The sequence below is a fragment of the Rhizobium sp. Leaf311 genome (genome assembly GCF_001423445.1).
In the GTDB taxonomy this organism is placed as follows: domain Bacteria; phylum Pseudomonadota; class Alphaproteobacteria; order Rhizobiales; family Rhizobiaceae; genus Agrobacterium.
In genome coordinates, this window is record NZ_LMNZ01000021.1 from 67,387 (window position 1) to 86,653 (window position 19,267).

Genomic DNA, 19,267 nt, shown 5'->3' on the forward strand with positions numbered 1-19,267 from the left:
AGTTCGGGCCGCTTCGCTGGGTCATATCATGGGCGGTCCCAAGGCCGCGTAGAGTGAGGAATTATAGATGGAAAGTGCAGTTTCCGCAGAGAAGAACCGAACAATTTCGGCGGTTCTGGTTACCGTCGGAATGATTTTCACGGTGGGCTCTGCACTTGGGTTCCAGCATATCGGCGGATATACACCGTGTGCGCTATGTCTGTTGCAGCGCGATCCCTATTATTATGCGATACCCGTCGGAATTCTGGCGATTGCGGCGGCCATGTTCAAATTGCCGTCATGGCTGACACGGTCCGCGCTTGTCCTGATCGGGATCGCGATGCTGATCGGCGCCGGTCTTGGTGTTTATCATTCCGGTGTTGAATGGGGCTTCTGGCCAGGGCCCATTACCTGCTCGACCGGAGCGCCTTCATTGACCACGAATGCCGGAAACCTCTTGAATGACCTCAACGCTGTAAAGCCGCCATCGTGCAACGACGCTGCACTGCGCGTCCTTGGCCTTTCCTTTGCCGGATGGAACGTGATTGCAAGCGTCATTCTTGCAGCCATCGCGTTCTTCGGAGCGAGCCGCAAGACCGCCTGAGGCTCTTATGGCTGCAGTTCGGTATCCCAGTACAGATAGTCCATCCAGCTTTCGTGCAAATAATTGGGCGGGAAAGAACGCCCATTGTTATGCAGGTCCTGAACGGTTGGCTGGTAGGGCTTCTGACTAGGAAACATTCCGGCAATCCGGGGCAGCTTGCTTCCTTTTTTCAAATTGCAGGGCGAGCAGGCCGCGACAACGTTGTGCCAGGTCGTTTCGCCGCCATGTGCCCGCGGGATGACGTGATCGAAGGTCAGGTCGTCCTTTGAGCCGCAATACTGGCACTCGAACTTGTCGCGCAGGAAGACGTTGAAGCGGGTGAAAGCCGGATTTCGGGTTGGCTGGACATAGGTCTTGAGGCTGACAACACTTGGCAGCTTCATGGAAAAGCTTGGTGAACACACCGCGTGATCATATTCTGCGATGATGTTTACACGGTCAAGAAACACGGCCTTGATCGCGTCCTGCCAGGACCAGAGCGACAAGGGATAATAACTCAGCGGCCTGTAGTCTGCGTTCAAAACGAGCGCGGGCAGGGCCTGTGGTGAAACTGCAATCGTCAAGGGCGTCTCCTGATCGATTCGGCATCTGCACCTGTATATTAGGTCTGTTGTTACAGGATTGTGAAGCCCATAAATGAAGTGCTAAAAGAAAGGCTTATTTCAGGCATTCGGCCATAAAACAGCGCTTGCCCGCAGGCCGCTTCCACTAGGTCAATATCTTCAAGAACGCCACTCGCGCGGGAATTAGCAATCAACAATTCCCGCCATTGAGCCTCCCAGGTCGCCTCAGGTTTTTTCGACGTCGGCCGTCATATCGAAGCTGGCAAGTTCGCGATTGACAAGATCGCGCCAGCCTCGATTTTCGATCAGTTCCTGAGGGAAAAGTCCTGTGATGGAAAACAGGGGGGCGGAGGTATCCTGCCGGTCTGCCTGCCGGATTGCGGCGAGGATTTCGTCGCGACGCGGGTCGTTCAGATCACCGCGCTTGTGGATTGAGGCAATCCAGAGCGCGACAACATAGGCAAATTCCCTTGCCTCTCCACCAGCCTTCAACGTTTCTGCAGCTGCGGCAAGAATACGTTGCGGCAGCTTCTGGCTAGTGTCCATCGCAATCTGCGCGTTGCGATGCGCAATCGTCGGATTGGCAAAGCGTTCCAGCAGTTGATGTTTATAGGCGGGAAGATCGATGCCGGGCACGGCGCCCAGGGTAGCGGTTGCCGCCTCCATATGGCGCTGGACGATCTCAACGAATTCGGGGACGGCCATCACGTCGCGCACGAATTCGAGATCGTGTAGAATACCCAGATGGGCGATGAGCGTGTGAGAACCGTTGAGCAGACGCAGCTTCATGTCTTCGTAAGGCGCAACGGCATCGGCAAATACCGCACCCGCCTCTTCCCATGCGGGCCTGCCGGAAACGAAATCATCCTCGATGACCCATTGCATGAATGGTTCCGTCTCGATTGCCAGCCGGTCCTCAGCACCCAGCAGTGCGGCGGCGCGGTCGCGTGTTTCGTCCGTTGCTGCCGGGACGATGCGATCCACCATGCTGCACGGGAATTTTCCATGGCTCTCTATCCAGTTTGCCAGGGCCTGATCCCGTCTGCATGCCATCTCCAGCACCAGACGACGCACCACCCTGCCGTTGGAGGGCAGGTTGTCACAACACAGGACCGTAAAGGGATCAATCCCCCTCTCCCAACGTCTGAAGAGGCCCTCGACGAGAAAACCGATGACGCCTTGCGGCCTGGTTGGTTGCGCGATATCGGCCGCCACTGCTGGGTGATGGAAATCAAGACCACCTGTCATCGGATCGAGGCCATAGGCCTTCTCGCTCACTGTGAGCGTCACGACGCGGATATCCGGGTTTGACAAATAGTCCAGTACGTCCTGCTGTCTTTCAGCGGCACAAAGCCAGTCGACTGTCGTGCCGATAACCTCTGCTCTATCACCTTCGGCACTGCGCACGATGATTGAATAGAGACCATCCTGCTTTTCCAGTGCACGAACGGGTTCTGGGGAGCGCAAATTGACCGCAACAATACCCCATGGCCCAAAGCTCTTTTCCAGCGCGCGCTGCGTATAGACCGCCTGATGGGCGCGATGAAATGCTCCAAGCCCGATATGGACGATGCCGGGTTTAAGTTCGCGCCGGTTAAATGAAGGCGACAAGACCGCATTTGGCAAAACGGTAGAATTCGAAAGCGTGTCCATGGGCCTATACTCGACCGTAGTGAGGATGAAGAAGGGCGCGCTCTATGCCGCGGAGTTCCGCAAGCCCCTTGAGACGCCCAATGGCGGGATAGCCGGGTTGCGCGCCGCGCGTGAGATCATCGAGGATTTCCTGCCCATGGTCCGGCCGCATGGCAATACGGTGGTCTTCGCGCCCTTCCAGACGTCGGCGCTTTTCCTCCTCAAGCAATGTGGCGATGACGGCGACCATGTCCGTTGCCCCCTCCAGATGTTCATCCTCGAAGAAAGAGCATGGAACGGCCTCCGTATCACGCGTGACATTGCGCAGATGCACAAAATGAATGCGGTCAGCAAATCGTCTCGCGATCTGCGGCAAATCATTGTCCGGACGGGCGCCCAATGAACCGGTACACAGGGTCACGCCGTTGGCTCTGCTATCGACCTTGGAAAGCATGTGCGCATAATCGGCCTCTGTCGACAGGATACGCGGCAAGCCCAGCAAGGGCCATGGTGGATCATCCGCATGGGCGCAGATGTTGATCCCCACCTCCTCGGCCACAGGCACGACCTGCGACAGGAAATCGACCAGATTGGACTGGAGCCTCTCGCGATCGATGCCCTGATAGGTTCTGAGTTTCTCCAGCAGCTGTTCCAGCGTGTAGCCATCGGCAGAACCCGGCAGACCGGCACCGATGTTTTTGCCAAGAGCAGCGATCCTGTCGCCGCTCAATTCGGCAAAGCGTTTGGCGGAGGCCTCGATCAGCCATTCCGGGTAATCATAGTTCGCGTCCGGCCTTTTGAGAATGTGGATATCAAAGGCAACGAAATCGGTCAGGTCGAAACGCATCGCCTTGGCCCCGTGGCGGGTTTCCCAGCGCAGGTCGGTGCGTGTCCAGTCCAGTATCGGCATGAAGTTGTAGCACACGGTGCGAATGCCGCTTCGGGAAAGCCGCCGCAAAGTTTCCTGCCAGTTGACGATATGGGCTTTCCAGTCTCCGGTCTGGGTCTTGATGTCTTCCGACACCGGCACGCTTTCCACCACATCCCAGTAAAGGCCACCCGCCTTTATGTCCCGATGTCGTTTTTCGATCTCATCCACCGGCCATACGGCACCGGTGGCAATATGGTGCAGCGCACTGACGATGCCCTCGGCACCGGCCTGTGCCGCATCCCGCACCGTTACCTTGTCAATTGGCCCAAACCAGCGCCAGGTATGCTTCATGTCTATGTCCTTCAGATATCAGTTCGAGCCGCCGAGGAGGATCTGCACCTTGCAGGCGACGGATCTGTCGCCTGCCTGTTCGAACGCCTCGGCAACGCTTTCGAGTGGAAACGCGTGGGAAATGATGGGCCGCACGTCGATGGTGCGGTCCGAAATGAGTTTGACGGCAAGCGCAAATTCCTGATCGAAACGCTGGGAGCCGCGCCAGACGATTTCCTTGCCGACGAGAGCATTGAGCGGGATGGTCATGTCTCCGGTCACGCCCACCTGCACAATCGTGCCGCGCGGTCTTATTGCAGCGAATGCAGAGCGCAGGGCAGGGCAGGCAGCGGAACAATCGAAGACAATATCGAAACTGCCCTTGCCTTCCTGGAATGGTGCAAGCCCTTGCGGATCGGTCAGCACGTTAATTGTGCGGGTTGCGCCCATGGCAACAGCACGTGAAAGAGCCGCATCGGCAAGATCGGTTACGACAATCTCTCCGGCACCGGCGTGCCGTGCGGCAGCCACCGTCAACAGGCCAATCGGGCCCGCCCCGGTCACCAGCACACGGCTGCCAGCCACGTCATGCGCCTGCGCAACGGCATGGAGGCAAACGGCCAATGGCTCGGCACAGGCAGCTTCGGCGGAGGTGGAATTGTTCGCGAAAGCAAAACATTGTTCTGCCGGCACCACAAGCCAGTCCCTGAACATGCCCTGCTCGTGCGGCAGGCGCATGGCGCTGCCCATGAAACGCATGTCGAGACAATGGATCGGCAGGTTGGATTTACAGTAATGGCACTGGCCGCACGGCTGGGACGGGTTGACCGCAACAAGCGCGCCAATCGCCAGTCCACTTACGCCCTCCCCCAGTGCCTCGACATATCCAGATGCTTCGTGGCCGGAAATGATTGGTTCTCGCACCTGGACGGGGCCGAAACCACCATCCTGATTATAGTGCAGATCAGAGCCGCAGATGCCGCCTGCGGCCATGCGCAGCAGCACCTCCCCGACGCCGGGCTGCCTGACGTCCTGTGTTTCGACCTTGATGTCCTGTTTGCCGTAAAGACGCGCCACGCGGGTCAACATGCACTTCACTCTCGTATGGGTGGGAAATCCCGCGCAAATGGTCGCGCGGGGTGATGACTTAGCGGATCAACCCCATTTCCGTCGGCAGCCACAGCGTGATGGCTGGCACGAAGGTGATGAGGATGAGCGCCACGAAGAGTGGCACCAACCAGGGAAGAATGGCCATCGTCGTGCGTTCCACCGATAGCCGCGCGACGCGCGACAGCACGAACAGCACCATTCCCAGCGGTGGATGCAGAAGGCCGATCATCAGGTTCAGCGTCATGATCAGCCCGAAATGCACCGGGTCGATATCGAACTGCAGAACGAGCGGCAGCAGGATCGGCACCAGAATGGTGATTGCGGCAATCGTATCGAGGAAGCACCCGACAAACAGCATCAGCAGATTGACGAGCACGAGGAATATCCACTTGCTGTCCGTCAGGGTAAGGATTGCTGACGATAGAACCTGCGCCGCCTGACTGACCGTCAAAAGCCACGCGAAGACGGAAGCTGCCGCGACGATGAAGAGCACGGAGGCCGTCGTTTCGATCGTCTCAAAAGTCGCCTTTGCCAATGTTTTGAGCGTCATGGTCCTGTAGCGGACGAGACCGAGAAAGAGCGACCACAAGACCGCGGCAACCGCCGCTTCGGTGGGCGTGAACCATCCCATCGTCATACCGCCGATCAGGATGACCGGGGTCATCAAAGCCATCACGGCAGAAAAGTCGAAATACCAGTCACAGACGATCAGAACTGCAAGCACGATGACGATTGCAAGGTTCAGCGACATGCCCAGCATTGTCAGCAGATAAATGCCGACAGGCACCATCATGACGACCAGCACCTCCAGCGAGGCGCCAAAAATCGTCTTCAGGCTGAATGGCGTGTCCGAACCCCAATTCTTGACATATGCGAAGGCGGCCACGGTGATCATCATCAACAGCGTCATGACGACACCGGGAACGATGCCAGCCATGAACAGCGCGCCAATCGAGACATTCGCCATCATTCCATAGATCACGAATGGCAGGGACGGCGGAAAGATTGGACCGAGTGTGGCCGAGGCGGCGGTGACGCCGACGGCAGCCTCAACCGGGTATCCATGGTCCTTCATGGCCTTGATTTCGATGGTGCCGATACCGGCCGCATCGGCAAGGGCTGTTCCGGACATGCCGGAAAAAATCACCGAACCGATAATGTTGACCTGCGCCAGCCCGCCTTTCATCCATCCGACAAGGGCGACGGCGAAGGAGTAGATGCGGCCGGTAACGCCCGCAACATTCATCAGATTTCCCGCAAGGATGAAGAATGGCACCGCAAGCAGCGGAAAGCTTTCGACACCCGCGATCATACGCTGCGCCGCTATGATATCGGGAGCGACGTTGTAGGACACGATATAGAGCAGCGATGACACAGCCATGGAAATGGCGACGGGAAGGCCGATGACCATCAGAAGAAGGAAGGAACCGATAAGAACCAGCATCTTATACTTCCTCCACGCTTTGAAACTCTTCAGGCCGTTCCAGAACGGAATAACCACGCCGCAGATTGGCGACGAAGACCTGAATGGACCGCAGGAACATCAGCACGAATGCAGCAAAGACCGTGTAGAAGACGATGCCGCGCGGCAAGGCCACCGTTACCATCTCCTCATCCGCGACAATATCGAGATACCGCCACATCAGCCAGGATGCATAGGCAAAGAAGCCCATCCGCAGCACATCCACGGCAAGCGACATGATCCGCGTCACATGGGGTGGCAGGTAGTGATAGAGCACGTCCACCTGAATATGGCGTGACAGGCGCACGCACATCACGGAGCCCATGAAGACGACGCCGATCAGGCAATTGACGGCGATTTCCTCGGTCCATGCATAGCTGTCATTGAGCACATAGCGCGTGAAGAACTGCAGGAACACGCAGCCCGTCATGACCCAGAAGAGGGCAAGCGTAATCCAGTCTTCGAACGAATAGACAGAGAGATCCGTATCAGGCGGCGCCTCATCGAATGTATGGGCGAGTTCCTCAGGCGTCACCTGAGTGTGAAGTTCCTTCGACATTGAATTGTCCCGGCTGAGAAGAAAGGGCGGCGCGATCCGAAGACCGCGCCGGATGCGGTCTATTGAATGGCGCGAATGGCTTCCCAATCGGCCTTGTCATAACCGAAGTCCTCGAACTTCACCTTTTCCAGCACGTTTTTCTCGAAATCGGCCTTGTCGACTTCCGTCACCGAAAGACCGCGCGCCTTGAAATCATCGACCAGCTTGTTTTCCCGTTCCTCGATGATCTTGGTCGTCTTGGTTGCCGCTTCCTGCATCACCTCGACAAAGATCTTCTTGTCCTCGTCCGAAAGGCTTGCCCAGCGGCTCTTGGAAACGACCGTATTGAGATGATCAACGATGTGTCCGGTCAGAATGATGTTCTTCTGGACCTCGAAGAATTTCTTCGCCTCGATTGTTGTCAGCGGATTTTCCTGCGCATCGACGGTGCCGTTCTGCAGCGCCAGATAGACCTCGGCAAAGGCAATCGGCGTGGTGTTTGCACCACAGGCCCGTGGCATTGCGAGATAGGCGGGAACATCTGGCACACGCATCTTCACGCCAGCAAGATCGCCGCATTTGGCGATAGGCTTGTTGGCTGTCGTATGGCGTGTTCCGTAGTAGCTGACTGCCGTAATGACGTTGCCGGTCTTGTCTTCATAACCCTTGGCGAGCCGCTTGAAGACATCGCTCTTTGTGTAGGCGATCAGATGCTCAGGGCTGCGGAAGATATAGGGGAAATAGGTGACACCGATGGGCTTGTAGTCGCGGGCGGCGAAGCTGGAGCCCGAGATGATCATATCGACCGTACCGAGTTTCAGGCCCTGGTTGATATCGACTTCCTTGCCAAGCTGCGAGGCGGGGAAGACATCGATCTTGTAGCGTCCTTCGGTGCGCTTTTCGATCTCCTTTGCGGCCCAGACGGATTCCGTATGGAATGGTTCGGTCGTCTCATAGACATGCGCCCACTTCAGCGCGGTCTGCGCATGAGCCGAACACGCCGCGGCCAAGGCAAGAGCGGTTGCGCCTAGCAAGGCGGATAATCTTGATATCATTGTATTCCCTCCCGGATTGAAATCAGATCGTCTTGTCCCGGCACCGCCCTCTCTCCTGACGGCGCCGGTTTTCCTACGGCTCCTCCCCGAAGCTTTCGGAAAATCTTTTCTGCGACAGGGTCAGATGCCGCCGCATTGCGTTACGGGCCCCGACCGCGTCCTTGGCTGCAATGGCGTCGCGGATCACGCGATGCTCCTCAAGCGCCAGTCGCCATGTGTGAGGGCCTTCGAAATGGCTTGCCAGCCTCTCGAAATAGGGTGTCATTCGCCGGTCGAAGATCTGACCCGTCAGACGATGAAGCGTTGCGTTCCCAACGATATCGGTAATTGCCGTGTGGAAGGCGCGGTCTTGCACCAGCATGTCGACGGGGTCCCCGATTGCCCGTTCCATCTGCAGCAGGCATTCGTCGAGATGCTTGATGCCCTCAGGCGTCGCCATCATCGCCGCCTCTTCGGCGATCGCACCTTCGATAATGCTGCGTGCCTGCAGTATCTCGAATGGGCTGTCATTCTCGTCCACCGGCAGAACTTTCGATGCAGCCTGAGGCGTTCGCTGGCTGACATAGACGCCTGAGCCCATGCGGATCTGGATATGACCCTCCACCTCGAGAACGATGAGCGCCTCGCGAATGGTGGGGCGGGAGACGGCAAAACGCTCTGCGAGATCACGCTCGGCAGGCAATTTTGCGCCGGGAACCAGTTCCCCCGTTTCGATCAGCGCACGTATCTGGTCCGCGACCTGCCGGTGCAGGCGGCGCGGTTCCAAAGCCACGAACATGAAGTCCTCCCAGACTGGTAAAATGGTCTTACCAATTACGACGCAGTAAAGCGCACCCTGCCGCAAAGTCAACTGGTGAGTTATGATTTGTTAATATTTGTCTCTTGGGCACGTCTTGACGAGGCACGCATGCCGGGAGCCGACGATGGCAAGCGGCGGGAATCTCATTCGAACGTCAAATCCGCACTTGCGCGGAATCTCGGTCGTCAAACCTGCCGGTAGCTGCGCCTGAAATAGACAAGTGCTTCGTCTTCGTCACTTGCGATGGATTCCACCACATCGCAGATCAGAATATCGTGGGTGCCACCATCATGCACGGTTCGAATGCGGCAATCGAAAGAGGCGAGCGCTCCGGAAAGCAGCGGCGAACCGGTTTCATGTGTCGTCCACTCCCCTGCGGAAAAGCGCACATCCATAGGGGTTTTACCGCCGAACAGCGTGCTCAGATCCTGCTGGTTCGCCGCAAGCGTATTGACGCAGAGAACACCGTTTGCGGTCACATATTTGTAAGCGGAGGAGTTGCGGTTAAGGCAAACCAGCAGTGTCGGTGGATTGTCCGAAACGCTGCAAACTGCCGTGGCGGCAAAGCCCGCCCTGCCCTCAGGCCCATCGGTTGTGACGATGTTGACGGCACCGGCCAGTTGCGACATGGCGTTTTTATAGTCCAGGCTGCTCTGCTCGGCAGTCTTGGTCTCCATCTCGGCATCCTTTGTAAGAGACAGCGTGTGCATCTTCTCTATCCTTTTCAGTCTCTTGTCACGCCAGAAGGCAGGCATCATCGAAGGGCAAACGCGGCAGACGCGCGAACAGTTTCGACGTGTCGCCATAGCCGAGATTGATGAGGAAATTGGATTTCCACGATGTCCCGGCAAAAAATGCCTCGTCGACCCTGGCCTTGTCAAAGCCTGACATTGCACCGGTGTCCAGCCCTAGCGCACGTGCAGCCATGATCAGATATCCCGCTTGAAGGCTTGCATTTCGAAAAGCCGTTTCTTCAGCCATCGCAGGGCTTGAGGTAAACCATGCTCTCGCGTCCGTATGCGGAAACAGGAAGGGCAATTTCTCATAGAATGTTGCATCCATTGCAGCAATCACAGTCACCGGCGCCGTCATGGTCTTCTCAAGATTGCCCGAAGAGAGGCATGGTTTCAGATTTTCCTTTGCCTGAGGCGACCGAATGAAGACAAAACGGGCCGGGCAGCAATTGGCCGATGTCGGACCCATTTTGGTCAGATCATAGATCTTCGCCAGAAGCTCGTCGCTCACTGGCTTGTCCTGCCAGCCATTGTGCGTACGGGCATCCATAAACAATGCAGCAAGTGCCTGCTGGTCAACTGTCATATCTCAATACCTTATCAAGCTTTGCGAGCGAGCAGAAACCTTTCCAACTCGCGATTGAAATCATCCACTTCGGTTATGTTCACCGCATGTGCCCCCGCGTCAAAAACCATGAGCTCGGCATGTTCCAGTCCTTCGGCAAGGCGCAACGAGCGCGTATAGGGCACGAGCAGATCATCCTTGGCAGCGATGACGAGGGTGTCGTTCTTTATGTCCCCAAGCCGGTCATCGATGTCGAAACGGCGCAAAGCGTCTATGCGGCGCAGAACATTGTCCCTGCCCTGGAAATGGGCGACGCCATGGAGATCGTCGCGGGCCAGACGCTCGGCATTTTCGGACATCCACACCGCTGGATAGAGAAACAGCGGCTGCGCCCGCACAAACGCCTCGACGCCTGTGTTTTCCAGAAGGGCAATTCTGGCTTCGAAGCACCGCAGGGAGTGCTCGTCCACCTTGCTCCAGGCATTGATGAGGACAAGACGGTCAAGATAATCCGGCCAGCGCAGTGCGATATCAAGTCCGATGAGCCCGCCAAGCGCATGTCCCATGAAGTGAAATCTTGCAATATTTAGCTGGCTTACGATCTCCATGACATCATCTGCCATGGCGGCGATGCCACCGTCCACGGGTACCTCTCCGCCGGTTCGGCCGGTGCCGCGGTGGTCATAGATGACGACTCGGAAATGCCGTTGCAGCACGTCCATCTGCGGCGCCCAATAGGCCCCTGCCCCACCCAGACCCGAAGACAGGACAATTGTTTCCGCATCCGGATCCGTTCGACCCGAAACCTCGAAATGCATGTCACGCCTTCCTGTCATCGGCTGCCGATATGGGCAACTGTTGCGATTTCCACGAGGGCATCGGGCTTCACCAACCCGCACTGAATGCAGTAGCGCGCGGGCTTGTCTCCGGGAAAATACTCGGCATAGACCTTATTGACCGCCTGGTAGTTCGCCCAGTCGGTAATGAAGATGTGGTTCATCGTGACATCCTCCATCGTACCGCCGGCAGTTTCGATGACGGTCTTGATGGTTTCCAGCACATGCCGTGTCTGGGCTGCGGCATCGCCGACATGCACCACATCATTGTTCTTGTCGAAGGGCAGCGTGCCCGAGACATAGACGACGCCATCGGCAAGTGTGCCGGGAGAAAAGGGCGCTATTGGCTTTTGTGTGCCTTCAGGAACGATAATGGTCTTTGGCATGTCTGTTCTCCTCTAAAGTTTGATCAGTCTTCCATCGGGGCTGCTTGCGAGATGACGGCGCAGAAATCATTGACGGTCGCCACCCAGCCGAAGAATTTTTCGACATTGTAGACGGTCGCCTGCTGGATGAAATCTGGACCCAGATGATGGGTCGCGTCCTCCAGCATCACCCCGAAATATTCGAGATGGAACGCGTCGCGCAGGGAGCTCTCGACGCAGACATTGGTGGCAATGCCGACGAAGACGAGATTGCGGATGCCCCTCGCCCGCAGCACGCTGTCCATGTTGGTGTTGAAAAAGCCGCTATATCGCGTCTTGGGTACCAGGATATCACCGGGTTGCGGCTGCAGCTCGTCCACAATGGCGTAGTCCCATGTGCCCTTTGCCAGCAGCTTGCCCTGCAATTCCGGCCGCGCCCGCATGGTTTTCAAGGCGTTGGACTTGTGCCAGTTGGGAGAACCCGGCCCCCCGGCCTCGACATAGTCACTGTCCCAGCCATTCTGGAAATAGATGACCTGCACCCCGGCGGCTCGCGCCGCATCAAGCGTCTTGCCGATATTGGCGATGGTGGATTTCGCGCCGGAAATATCAAACCCTGCGAGATCGACATAGCCGCCTTCGGTCGAGTAGGCGTTCTGCATATCCACCACCACGACTGCGGTTTCGCTGGGTTTCAACGAAAGCGGCTCCGGGCGCGCGGGCAGCGTTACGCTGTCCAGGTGGCTTCTGGGAGGCTGGTAACCGGAAATGCCGCTATCGGTCATTCTGCGGCCTCCAGTACGGTGGTGATGTGTTGACGGCTCTTCATCAGGGGCTGCACATATTTGCCGAATTTCTCGATACCCTCCACGAAGTCATCGAAAGTCAGCATGACGCCACCCGTGCCCGGAACTTCGCTCATCTCGTCCAGCATGGCCGCGACTTCCTCATAGGAGCCAATCAGCGTTCCCATGTTGATGTTGACGGCTGAGACAGGGTTCGCCATGTGACGGACATTGGTATCGGCACCGGACTTCGTATCGACAGAGCTTTGCAAACCAAGCCATTTGATCGCTTCCTGATCGGCGCCTGCTTTATAATGCTCCCATTTTGCCCAGGCGTCCTCGGATTTTTCCTCAGCCAGAACCATGGTCAGCACCACGGAGCGGACATCACGGCCGGTCTTTTCCGTCGCCGCCATCAGCCTTGTATTGGTCGGCGCAAAGGCGGTGGGCGTGTTCACACCGACGCCGAAGCAGAAACTGTAGTCCGCGAACTTTGCGGAAAATTCCATGCCCTTGTCGGAAGAACCGGCGCAGATGAGCTTGACGTCTCCCTGCGGCACCGGTTTCATCCGGCAATCATCCATCGTGAAATACTGGCCCTTCAGGTCCGATTGTCCATTGGTCAGCAGTTCCTGAAGGACGGTGGTGTATTCGCTGAGATAGGCGTAGCGGTCGCCAAAATAATCATCGCCCGGCCATAGACCCATCTGGCTGTATTCCGGCCTTTGCCACCCGGTGATGAGGTTGATGCCGAAGCGGCCGCCGGAAATGGAATCGATGGTCGTCGCCATTCGTGCCACAATTGCTGGCGGCATGACCAATGTGGCCGTCGTCCCGAACAGCTTGATCTTGGACGTGACCGCGGCCAGCCCTGCCATCAGCGTGAAGGATTCCAGATTGTAGTCCCAGAACTCCGTCTTGCCACCGAAGCCCCGCAGCTTGATCATTGAGAGCGCGAAGTCGAAGCCGTATTTTTCGGCGGCCAGGGTTATCTGTTTGTTGAGCTCGAACGTCGGCTTGTACTGCGGAGCGTTCTCCGAGATCAGCCAGCCGTTGTTTCCGATGGGAATGAATACGCCGATTTCCATGTGCATTCTCCAGTTAGCGCCCGTATCAGGTTCTCACATGGAAATGCAGGTTCTGTGCCAGTTCTTTATCTCAAATGGTTTCAATGCGTTGACAGGGATCCACTTCAATAATTTTATCAAATGATAAATTTTTTATCGTTCGGTAAATTTATGTGCTCAAATTTGGAGCAGCGATTTGAGAGAAGCGCGGCGGTGCCGCGTGTATCGCAGCAGCTTTCTTTTTTACTTTGTGATGTACTCCCGTGGCCGTGCTAGACAAAAAAGAGGCGCCGCACTTTCGAACGGCACCTGTTCACAACACACTGTTGTCTTCACGCGAGTTAAGCGCTCAGGCTTCAGATTTCGCCTGGTCTTGGCTCAGTCCATCTGGACATTTGCGTTCTTGACCACAGGCTCCCACTTGGCGATTTCCTTTGAAACATGCGTCTTGAGTTCATCGGGAGTGGAGCCGACGATCTTCGCGCTGAAATCCCCCATGCGGGCGGCGACATCAGGGTCTGCCAGTGCCTTTTTCGCAGCAGCTTTGAGGACATCGACTGCTGCTGCAGGAGTGCCAGCGGGTGCAAATAGCGCATTCCAGGTGTAGGTCTCATAACCCGGCACCGTTTCGGCAATGGTCGGCACGTCAGGGAAAGAGGATGCCCGCTCCGCAGTCGTGACACCCAGCGCACGCAACGTCCCGGATTTCATATGACCTGACGATGATGGCAGGTTGTCGAACATGATCGAAACCTGATTTCCCAGAAGATCGTTCAGTGCCGGGCCAGACCCCTTATATGGCACGTGCTGCATCGATACGCCGGTCATTGCCTTGAACAGTTCACCCGACAGGTGAAGCGGCGTTCCGTTACCGGAGGACGCATAGGCGTATTTGTCGGGTTCAGCCTTCAACAATGCAATCAGCTCGGCAATCGTCTTTACCGGAAGCTGAGGATTGACTACGAGAACATTGGGCACGACGACCAGCAAGGAAATCGGGGCGAAATCCTTTTCCGGATCATAGGGCTTTGTCTTGAGAATGAGCGGGTTGAGCGCATGTGTAGCGACGGTGCCCATCAGGATGGTGTAGCCATCCGGTTCCGCCCGTGCAACGCGGTCTGCGCCCAGATTGCCGCCAGCGCCGGCAACATTCTCAACCACGACCTGCTGGCCAAGCTCCTGCCCCATTTTCTGGGCGATAACGCGGGCAACAACGTCCGTCGAACCACCCGCTGCGAAGGGCACGACCAGAGTAATTGTCCGATCAGGGAAACTTTGCGCCTGGCCTGATCCGGCAAAAGAGAGAAAACCGGCTGCTGAAGCAGCAAGCGCCAGCGCAGCGCGCCGGGTGAAATGCTTGTAAGTCATTGAACCTCCTGTGGAGCGGCCTCCCCGCCACCGTGCCAGTTTAGCTCAAACCTTCTCCAGAGCAAGCAACACCTAAGTCTTGCCCGTCCGGAGTTAAACCATCATTTCCCGTGCATAGGCATGGACCGTGCGAAAGGCGTCCTGCGCACCGGCAATCGCCCGGCCTTCTTCCTCTTCACTCAGATCGATAGTGTCCAGCGCTGCGACAAAGGTGCGCCAATGCAATCCCCGCCCCTCAGGCGCACCCGCCAGATGTCTCGCACCGAAGCTGTCATCAAGGCCGAGTCTCGCGGCGTCCTTCAACAGGAACGCAGCGCCCAGATTTGAACCTTCAACGACGTAGAGCCAGCCAAGGGCTTCTGCGAGATCGAAAGATGTATCCTCCGCACGGAAACGGACCTCTCCGCCTGCAGGTGCTGCAATATCCAGATCTGCAAGATCCTGATCGACATAGCCGAGGCGTCTACGGCCCTTCAGATCGGGAAGAAGCTCGCTTAGACGCTCGTTGGCAAAGAGTGCATCGAGATCCCTGTGAAAGAGATATTGTGTCTGGACGAATTTTCCGAAATTGGCACGGTTTTCAAAGGGCTTGGCAGACATGATAAAGCTGTCGAGTTCCTCATGCGCCTGGCGCGTCGCTGCTTTGAGGCGTTTCGTCCGGCTGGGTTCAAGCTCGGGTGTGGTCGTCGCCAGTTCTGCAGCAGTCATATTCGTTTCCTTTCACGCTCAATTACGGACATAGAAATCTTTCACTTCGGAGTCAATTTATCCCTCAGTCCTTGTTGGAACGTCGAGATGACTTTTGGTCAGCATAGCGAGCCAGCTGGTGGAAGATGTGATGTCATGCGTGCCCGTAGCAGAGCCATCAGCATTGGCTTTATGGAGAACTGCATGGTTTTCGATTTCTCCGTCAGACTTCTGAGATAGCCTCCAGCTGATTGAATCACATCGGACTTCTCAAGAATACACGCTATGATTGCGTTCGTATTCTGTGTTCCCATAGCCTGCTCGGCTTCATCATAAGCGGATTGGCTGATGGAGAGCATCGATTTAACGACGTTCCCTGCATGTTTCAGATCATTCCAGTCTCTGACCGTACCGCCTGGGCCGTAGAGGGTAATTTCCGGACACGCCTTGAGGAGTGTAGCGAGATCAAAACCTGCCTTGCTGACGGCTTTCAGGTACTTTTCAGGATTCCTCACTGCACTGGCAGTCTTCGATGCCTGATTGGTTGCAGCAAGCCCGACATTCGAGACTTCGTTCTTGGCTGCCGGCTGCTCATCTTCAATAAGGGATTCGGATTCTGAACTCTGTATAAGCCGCTCATTTTGATAGGCATTGACGCTTATTTTTTGGCTTTCTACGTGTTTTTCCAGTTGGTTAGCCATTTCAGCACGCAGTTTTGAGAGATCTGCGAGAAGAAGCTCCAGAAAAGGGGCCTTTGATTTGCGATCAAGGGAAGAAATCAACGTGACGTAACGATTTCGGATGTGATCCCAGTCTCCCTTTATCTGGTCCTCAATAGCGATTTCACCGAACTTGACGATGTCGCGGCGGCAGAGGGTGATTTTCTCTCGCAGTCTTTGGAGGTGCAGGCGTTCCTCAACAACCTTTTCGGCAATTGATTGTATCTCGTCCGCGCGGGAAATGAGCGGAGCAAGAGAGAAACCATAGGCATCACTGATGCCGCCGCTGCGGTCCTTCCGGGCATAGCGCTTTCCGTTTGGGCTGTCCTTGCGAATAATGAGCCCGGCTTGAACCAATGCTGCCAGATGCCGACGCAGAGTCTGCTCCGGCATTCCATGAGCACGCAGGGAAAGCTGCTGATTCGACGGGAAAACCACGAGCCCGTTTTCCTCGGACAGTTCTGCCTTCGGATAAAAGCTGATCAGTGCATTGAGCACAGCCAATGACCTGTCGGAAATACCGAGATGAGGTCGGGCTTCGCAGGTTGCTCGAAACAACTTCCATTTATCGATCGAACGCGCAGGATCGATGTTTCTCGACGCAAACTGGGTTGCGAGCAGGCCAATAGAGACCCCTCGCCGCCCGAAAGGCGTCGTTAGATTATCACTGTTCATGTCTTTCACCTTCAAAAAGGCAAAAGAAAATCGCTCACCGAAAAAATATCGATGCCAAGACTCTTGACTATGATTCGCGGAAATGAGATTCTTTGGGTGCTTAGATCAAAGAAAGGCTTCCGTGCGGCAACGTTCGGGGGCTTTTTTCTTTTGTGCTTGCTGCTCCTGTTAGTCGTTAATCGGTTATGATGGTTTCACTGCTTGGAGCGATGCTCTTCAAACAGCGTTTGTAGGTGTTCGAGAACGAAGGCGGCGAACTCTGGCGCCTGCCGACGATCGATCGAAATATCGAGCCTGTTGTCCGTCTCGACAATCTTCGCCAGCTTCTGGCCATTCTCGGTGGAGAGAACACCAGTCTTCTTTGGCTCGGGCTTTGGCTTCAGAAACTCCAGCAGCGATTTGAACCGCTCTTCGGATGGAAGACGCGCTACGCTATCGTCACGAAGATAGGCGCGGGCAGCCTCGTTGACCTTGGAGGAAGAAAGTTGTTCGGCGAGGTCCATCCAGTTACGACGCCCGACGCCTGGCGCAGGCCCGATGCTATCAACGATATCGTCCGGAATACGCCCAACGACAGACAGCATGTTGGACAGATCGCCCTTGTAAAGAGACATGGCGGCCATGATGGTCTCGCGCGTGAACCGCATCTGCAGCTTCTGGGCAAATCGTGCCTTTTCGATATAGCTGAGGTCACGGCGTTCGTTGTTTTCCTGGCCCTGGGCAACAACAAGCTGCTCATCGGTTAGATTTCTGACGACGGCGCGGACAGGAATGCCAATTTCGGCAACGGCACGCAGGCGGCGGTGACCGAATGCCACCTGATAGCGACCTGGATGGTCTGGGTGAGGGCGCACCAGAATTGGAACCTGCTGCCCCTGTTCACGAATAGCCTCGACCAAGCCGACATCGGCCTCTATTGACGACGGCATACGGTCTGGAATGAAGGATGGATCGACATCTGCAGGATCGAGTGCGACGATCGTCAGGCCTTCAGCGAGCTTCTTTTCGATTTCTTCTGCGCGCTTTGACCGTTCAGACACCTCGTTGAGCGACTGCCCGATCATGCCGACGGGCGAGTGAACGACATCGGTGACCAGTTCTGGCGAACCAAGAATGGGACGAATACGAGGACGTGCGCGCTCTACAGGCGCATCATTGTTCTCACTGGACTTACCGCCGAGGTTGGCGAAGATTTCTTTTCTGCTCATGCAGTCCTACCCCAGGCCTTCTTGATCAGGCCTTCAATTTCAGCATTTACATTTGTCATGGATTCCAGTGCCCGATCGTAAGTCGATCTGGTGAACTGGGTACGCTCCACCTCAAACAGGGTCTGGTTGGTCAAACCGGCGTCTGAAACGGCCGTCGTCTTGAGCATGGGATGATTGAGAACATGCTCGCCGAAAATCGAGCGCAAGAAAGCGACCATCTGATTTTGAGGTCCGTCGCTCGGCTCAAATCGGGTCACAAGATAGCGCATCCAGTGATAGTCTGATGTTGCGCCAGCTCTGCCGATTTCGGCGAGCAGGTCGCCTGTCATCGCGAGAAACTGGTTCATGGACATCACGTCGAGCATCTGCGGGTGTACGGTGACGAGAACGGACGTTGCCGCGGTCAGTGCTGACAGAGTCAGGTAGCCCAATTGCGGTGGGCAATCGATGACGACGATGTCGTAGAAGTTTTGAGCCTGAGCAATCGCCTGACCGATACGGGCGAAGAAGAGCGTATCGCCAGGAGCGCGGCGCATGAGGGCACGTGGCGTATCATGCTCGAATTCCATCAGCTCCAGATTACCCGGGATGATGTGAAGATCCGGAATATAGGTGCCACGGACAATCTCGGCGATTGGCCGCTGTTCCTTGTCGTAGCGAATTGCGCCGTAGAGCGTCTCGTTTGGTCCGACGTCCAGTTCAGGCTGATGACCGAACAGCGCCGAGAGACTGGCCTGTGGGTCGAGATCGATCGCCAGAACCCGATAACCGCGCAGGGCAAGATATTGTGCGAGATGCGCAGACGTCGTCGTTTTGCCAGAGCCGCCCTTGAAATTCATGACCGCGATCACCTGAAGGTCTTCACCTTCACGGCGGTGCGGAAGATAACGACGTGTGCCGCGGGCTCCCTGATCCAGAAACTTCCTGATCTCGTGAATGTCTTCGACGGAATAGCTGCGCCGCCCGCCGCTGTTTGCCACGGCAAGCTCCGGCTGCTCGGAAGCGATCTGGCGCAGGTAGGCCTCACCAATACCGATAAGCTTCGCGGTTTCCGATGGAGAAAAGTTTCGCATGCTTTTTTCGGCAAGCGGTGCGAAGGTATTTGCATTGTGTGCTTGCAGCTGCGCAGACAACGCGGCCGAATGCTGTAATATGAGCCCCGTGAGATCGGGTGCCTTGCCAGCAGATTTCAGATCGGCGCTTTGTGTCATATCTCATCTTTTCCACTTGTTGGATCAGTTGCGGTTTTTTCCGCTGAAATCGGTTTTTACCGCAACTGGGATATAAGCGCCGATTCTCTTTCCGGTGCAATAGG

Annotated in this window: 20 protein-coding genes; 1 reads left to right on the forward strand and 19 read right to left on the reverse strand. The window is 56.2% G+C overall.

Annotated elements, in window-relative coordinates; all coding sequences use genetic code 11:
- Positions 1 to 67: 67 nt before the first annotated feature.
- On the forward strand, positions 68 to 583 hold the full coding sequence (locus ASF69_RS19730; RefSeq protein ID WP_062589980.1) for a disulfide bond formation protein B: 516 nt from the start codon (positions 68 to 70) through the stop codon (positions 581 to 583).
- A gap of 5 nt (positions 584 to 588) precedes the next feature.
- Here the strand turns inward: ASF69_RS19730 and ASF69_RS19735 are convergent, their stop codons facing one another.
- The 19 genes from ASF69_RS19735 to repA form a co-directional block, all read right to left on the reverse strand.
- Positions 589 to 1,146, reverse strand: coding sequence for an HNH endonuclease (locus ASF69_RS19735; protein ID WP_062589981.1), 558 nt, complete (start codon positions 1,144 to 1,146; stop codon positions 589 to 591).
- A gap of 225 nt (positions 1,147 to 1,371) precedes the next feature.
- On the reverse strand, positions 1,372 to 2,799 hold the full coding sequence (locus tag ASF69_RS19740) for a mannitol dehydrogenase family protein (protein ID WP_062589982.1): 1,428 nt from the start codon (positions 2,797 to 2,799) through the stop codon (positions 1,372 to 1,374).
- A 4-nt stretch (positions 2,800 to 2,803) separates the two neighbouring features.
- Positions 2,804 to 4,000 carry a mannonate dehydratase gene (gene uxuA / locus ASF69_RS19745; RefSeq protein ID WP_062589983.1) on the reverse strand — a complete coding sequence of 399 codons (1,197 nt, stop codon included), beginning with the start codon at positions 3,998 to 4,000 and terminating at the stop codon, positions 2,804 to 2,806.
- Positions 4,001 to 4,018: 18 nt separating this feature from the next.
- Positions 4,019 to 5,068 carry an L-idonate 5-dehydrogenase gene (locus tag ASF69_RS19750; RefSeq protein WP_062589984.1) on the reverse strand — a complete coding sequence of 350 codons (1,050 nt, stop codon included), beginning with the start codon at positions 5,066 to 5,068 and terminating at the stop codon, positions 4,019 to 4,021.
- A 58-nt stretch (positions 5,069 to 5,126) separates the two neighbouring features.
- Complete coding sequence (locus ASF69_RS19755; protein ID WP_062589985.1) at positions 5,127 to 6,533, reverse strand: TRAP transporter large permease; 1,407 nt, start codon at positions 6,531 to 6,533, stop codon at positions 5,127 to 5,129.
- A 1-nt stretch (position 6,534) separates the two neighbouring features.
- A complete protein-coding gene (locus ASF69_RS19760; RefSeq protein WP_062589986.1) occupies positions 6,535 to 7,110 on the reverse strand; it encodes a TRAP transporter small permease in 576 nt (191 codons plus the stop codon).
- A gap of 59 nt (positions 7,111 to 7,169) precedes the next feature.
- Positions 7,170 to 8,144 carry a sialic acid TRAP transporter substrate-binding protein SiaP gene (locus ASF69_RS19765; protein ID WP_062589987.1) on the reverse strand — a complete coding sequence of 325 codons (975 nt, stop codon included), beginning with the start codon at positions 8,142 to 8,144 and terminating at the stop codon, positions 7,170 to 7,172.
- 73 nt (positions 8,145 to 8,217) lie between these two features.
- Positions 8,218 to 8,922 (reverse strand): FadR/GntR family transcriptional regulator, encoded by a 705-nt coding sequence (locus ASF69_RS19770; RefSeq protein ID WP_062589988.1) that lies wholly within the window; start codon positions 8,920 to 8,922, stop codon positions 8,218 to 8,220.
- 206 nt (positions 8,923 to 9,128) lie between these two features.
- Positions 9,129 to 9,653, reverse strand: a complete 525-nt coding sequence (locus tag ASF69_RS19775) for a flavin reductase (protein ID WP_062589989.1) — start codon at positions 9,651 to 9,653, stop codon at positions 9,129 to 9,131.
- A 25-nt stretch (positions 9,654 to 9,678) separates the two neighbouring features.
- Positions 9,679 to 10,263, reverse strand: coding sequence for a malonic semialdehyde reductase (locus ASF69_RS19780; RefSeq protein WP_062589990.1), 585 nt, complete (start codon positions 10,261 to 10,263; stop codon positions 9,679 to 9,681).
- A gap of 14 nt (positions 10,264 to 10,277) precedes the next feature.
- Complete coding sequence (gene rutD, locus ASF69_RS19785) at positions 10,278 to 11,060, reverse strand: pyrimidine utilization protein D (protein WP_062589991.1); 783 nt, start codon at positions 11,058 to 11,060, stop codon at positions 10,278 to 10,280.
- Between the two features lie 14 nt (positions 11,061 to 11,074).
- On the reverse strand, positions 11,075 to 11,464 hold the full coding sequence (gene rutC, locus ASF69_RS19790) for a pyrimidine utilization protein C (protein WP_062589992.1): 390 nt from the start codon (positions 11,462 to 11,464) through the stop codon (positions 11,075 to 11,077).
- A 23-nt stretch (positions 11,465 to 11,487) separates the two neighbouring features.
- The gene (gene rutB, locus ASF69_RS19795; RefSeq protein WP_062589993.1) at positions 11,488 to 12,228 is read right to left on the reverse strand and encodes a pyrimidine utilization protein B; all 741 of its coding nucleotides are present in this window, start codon (positions 12,226 to 12,228) and stop codon (positions 11,488 to 11,490) included.
- A complete protein-coding gene (rutA, locus tag ASF69_RS19800; protein WP_062589995.1) occupies positions 12,225 to 13,316 on the reverse strand; it encodes a pyrimidine utilization protein A in 1,092 nt (363 codons plus the stop codon). The genes rutB and rutA overlap by 4 nt, the downstream gene beginning before the upstream one ends.
- A gap of 357 nt (positions 13,317 to 13,673) precedes the next feature.
- Complete coding sequence (locus ASF69_RS19805; RefSeq protein ID WP_062589996.1) at positions 13,674 to 14,663, reverse strand: tripartite tricarboxylate transporter substrate binding protein; 990 nt, start codon at positions 14,661 to 14,663, stop codon at positions 13,674 to 13,676.
- Positions 14,664 to 14,756: 93 nt separating this feature from the next.
- On the reverse strand, positions 14,757 to 15,371 hold the full coding sequence (locus ASF69_RS19810; RefSeq protein WP_062589997.1) for a biliverdin-producing heme oxygenase: 615 nt from the start codon (positions 15,369 to 15,371) through the stop codon (positions 14,757 to 14,759).
- Positions 15,372 to 15,469: 98 nt separating this feature from the next.
- Entirely contained in the window at positions 15,470 to 16,744 is a 1,275-nt protein-coding gene (gene repC / locus ASF69_RS19815) for a plasmid replication protein RepC (protein WP_062589998.1), read from the reverse strand.
- 194 nt (positions 16,745 to 16,938) lie between these two features.
- Positions 16,939 to 17,952, reverse strand: coding sequence for a plasmid partitioning protein RepB (gene repB, locus ASF69_RS19820; RefSeq protein WP_062589999.1), 1,014 nt, complete (start codon positions 17,950 to 17,952; stop codon positions 16,939 to 16,941).
- Entirely contained in the window at positions 17,949 to 19,163 is a 1,215-nt protein-coding gene (gene repA, locus ASF69_RS19825) for a plasmid partitioning protein RepA (RefSeq protein ID WP_082469796.1), read from the reverse strand. The genes repB and repA overlap by 4 nt, the downstream gene beginning before the upstream one ends.
- Positions 19,164 to 19,267 lie beyond the last annotated feature (104 nt).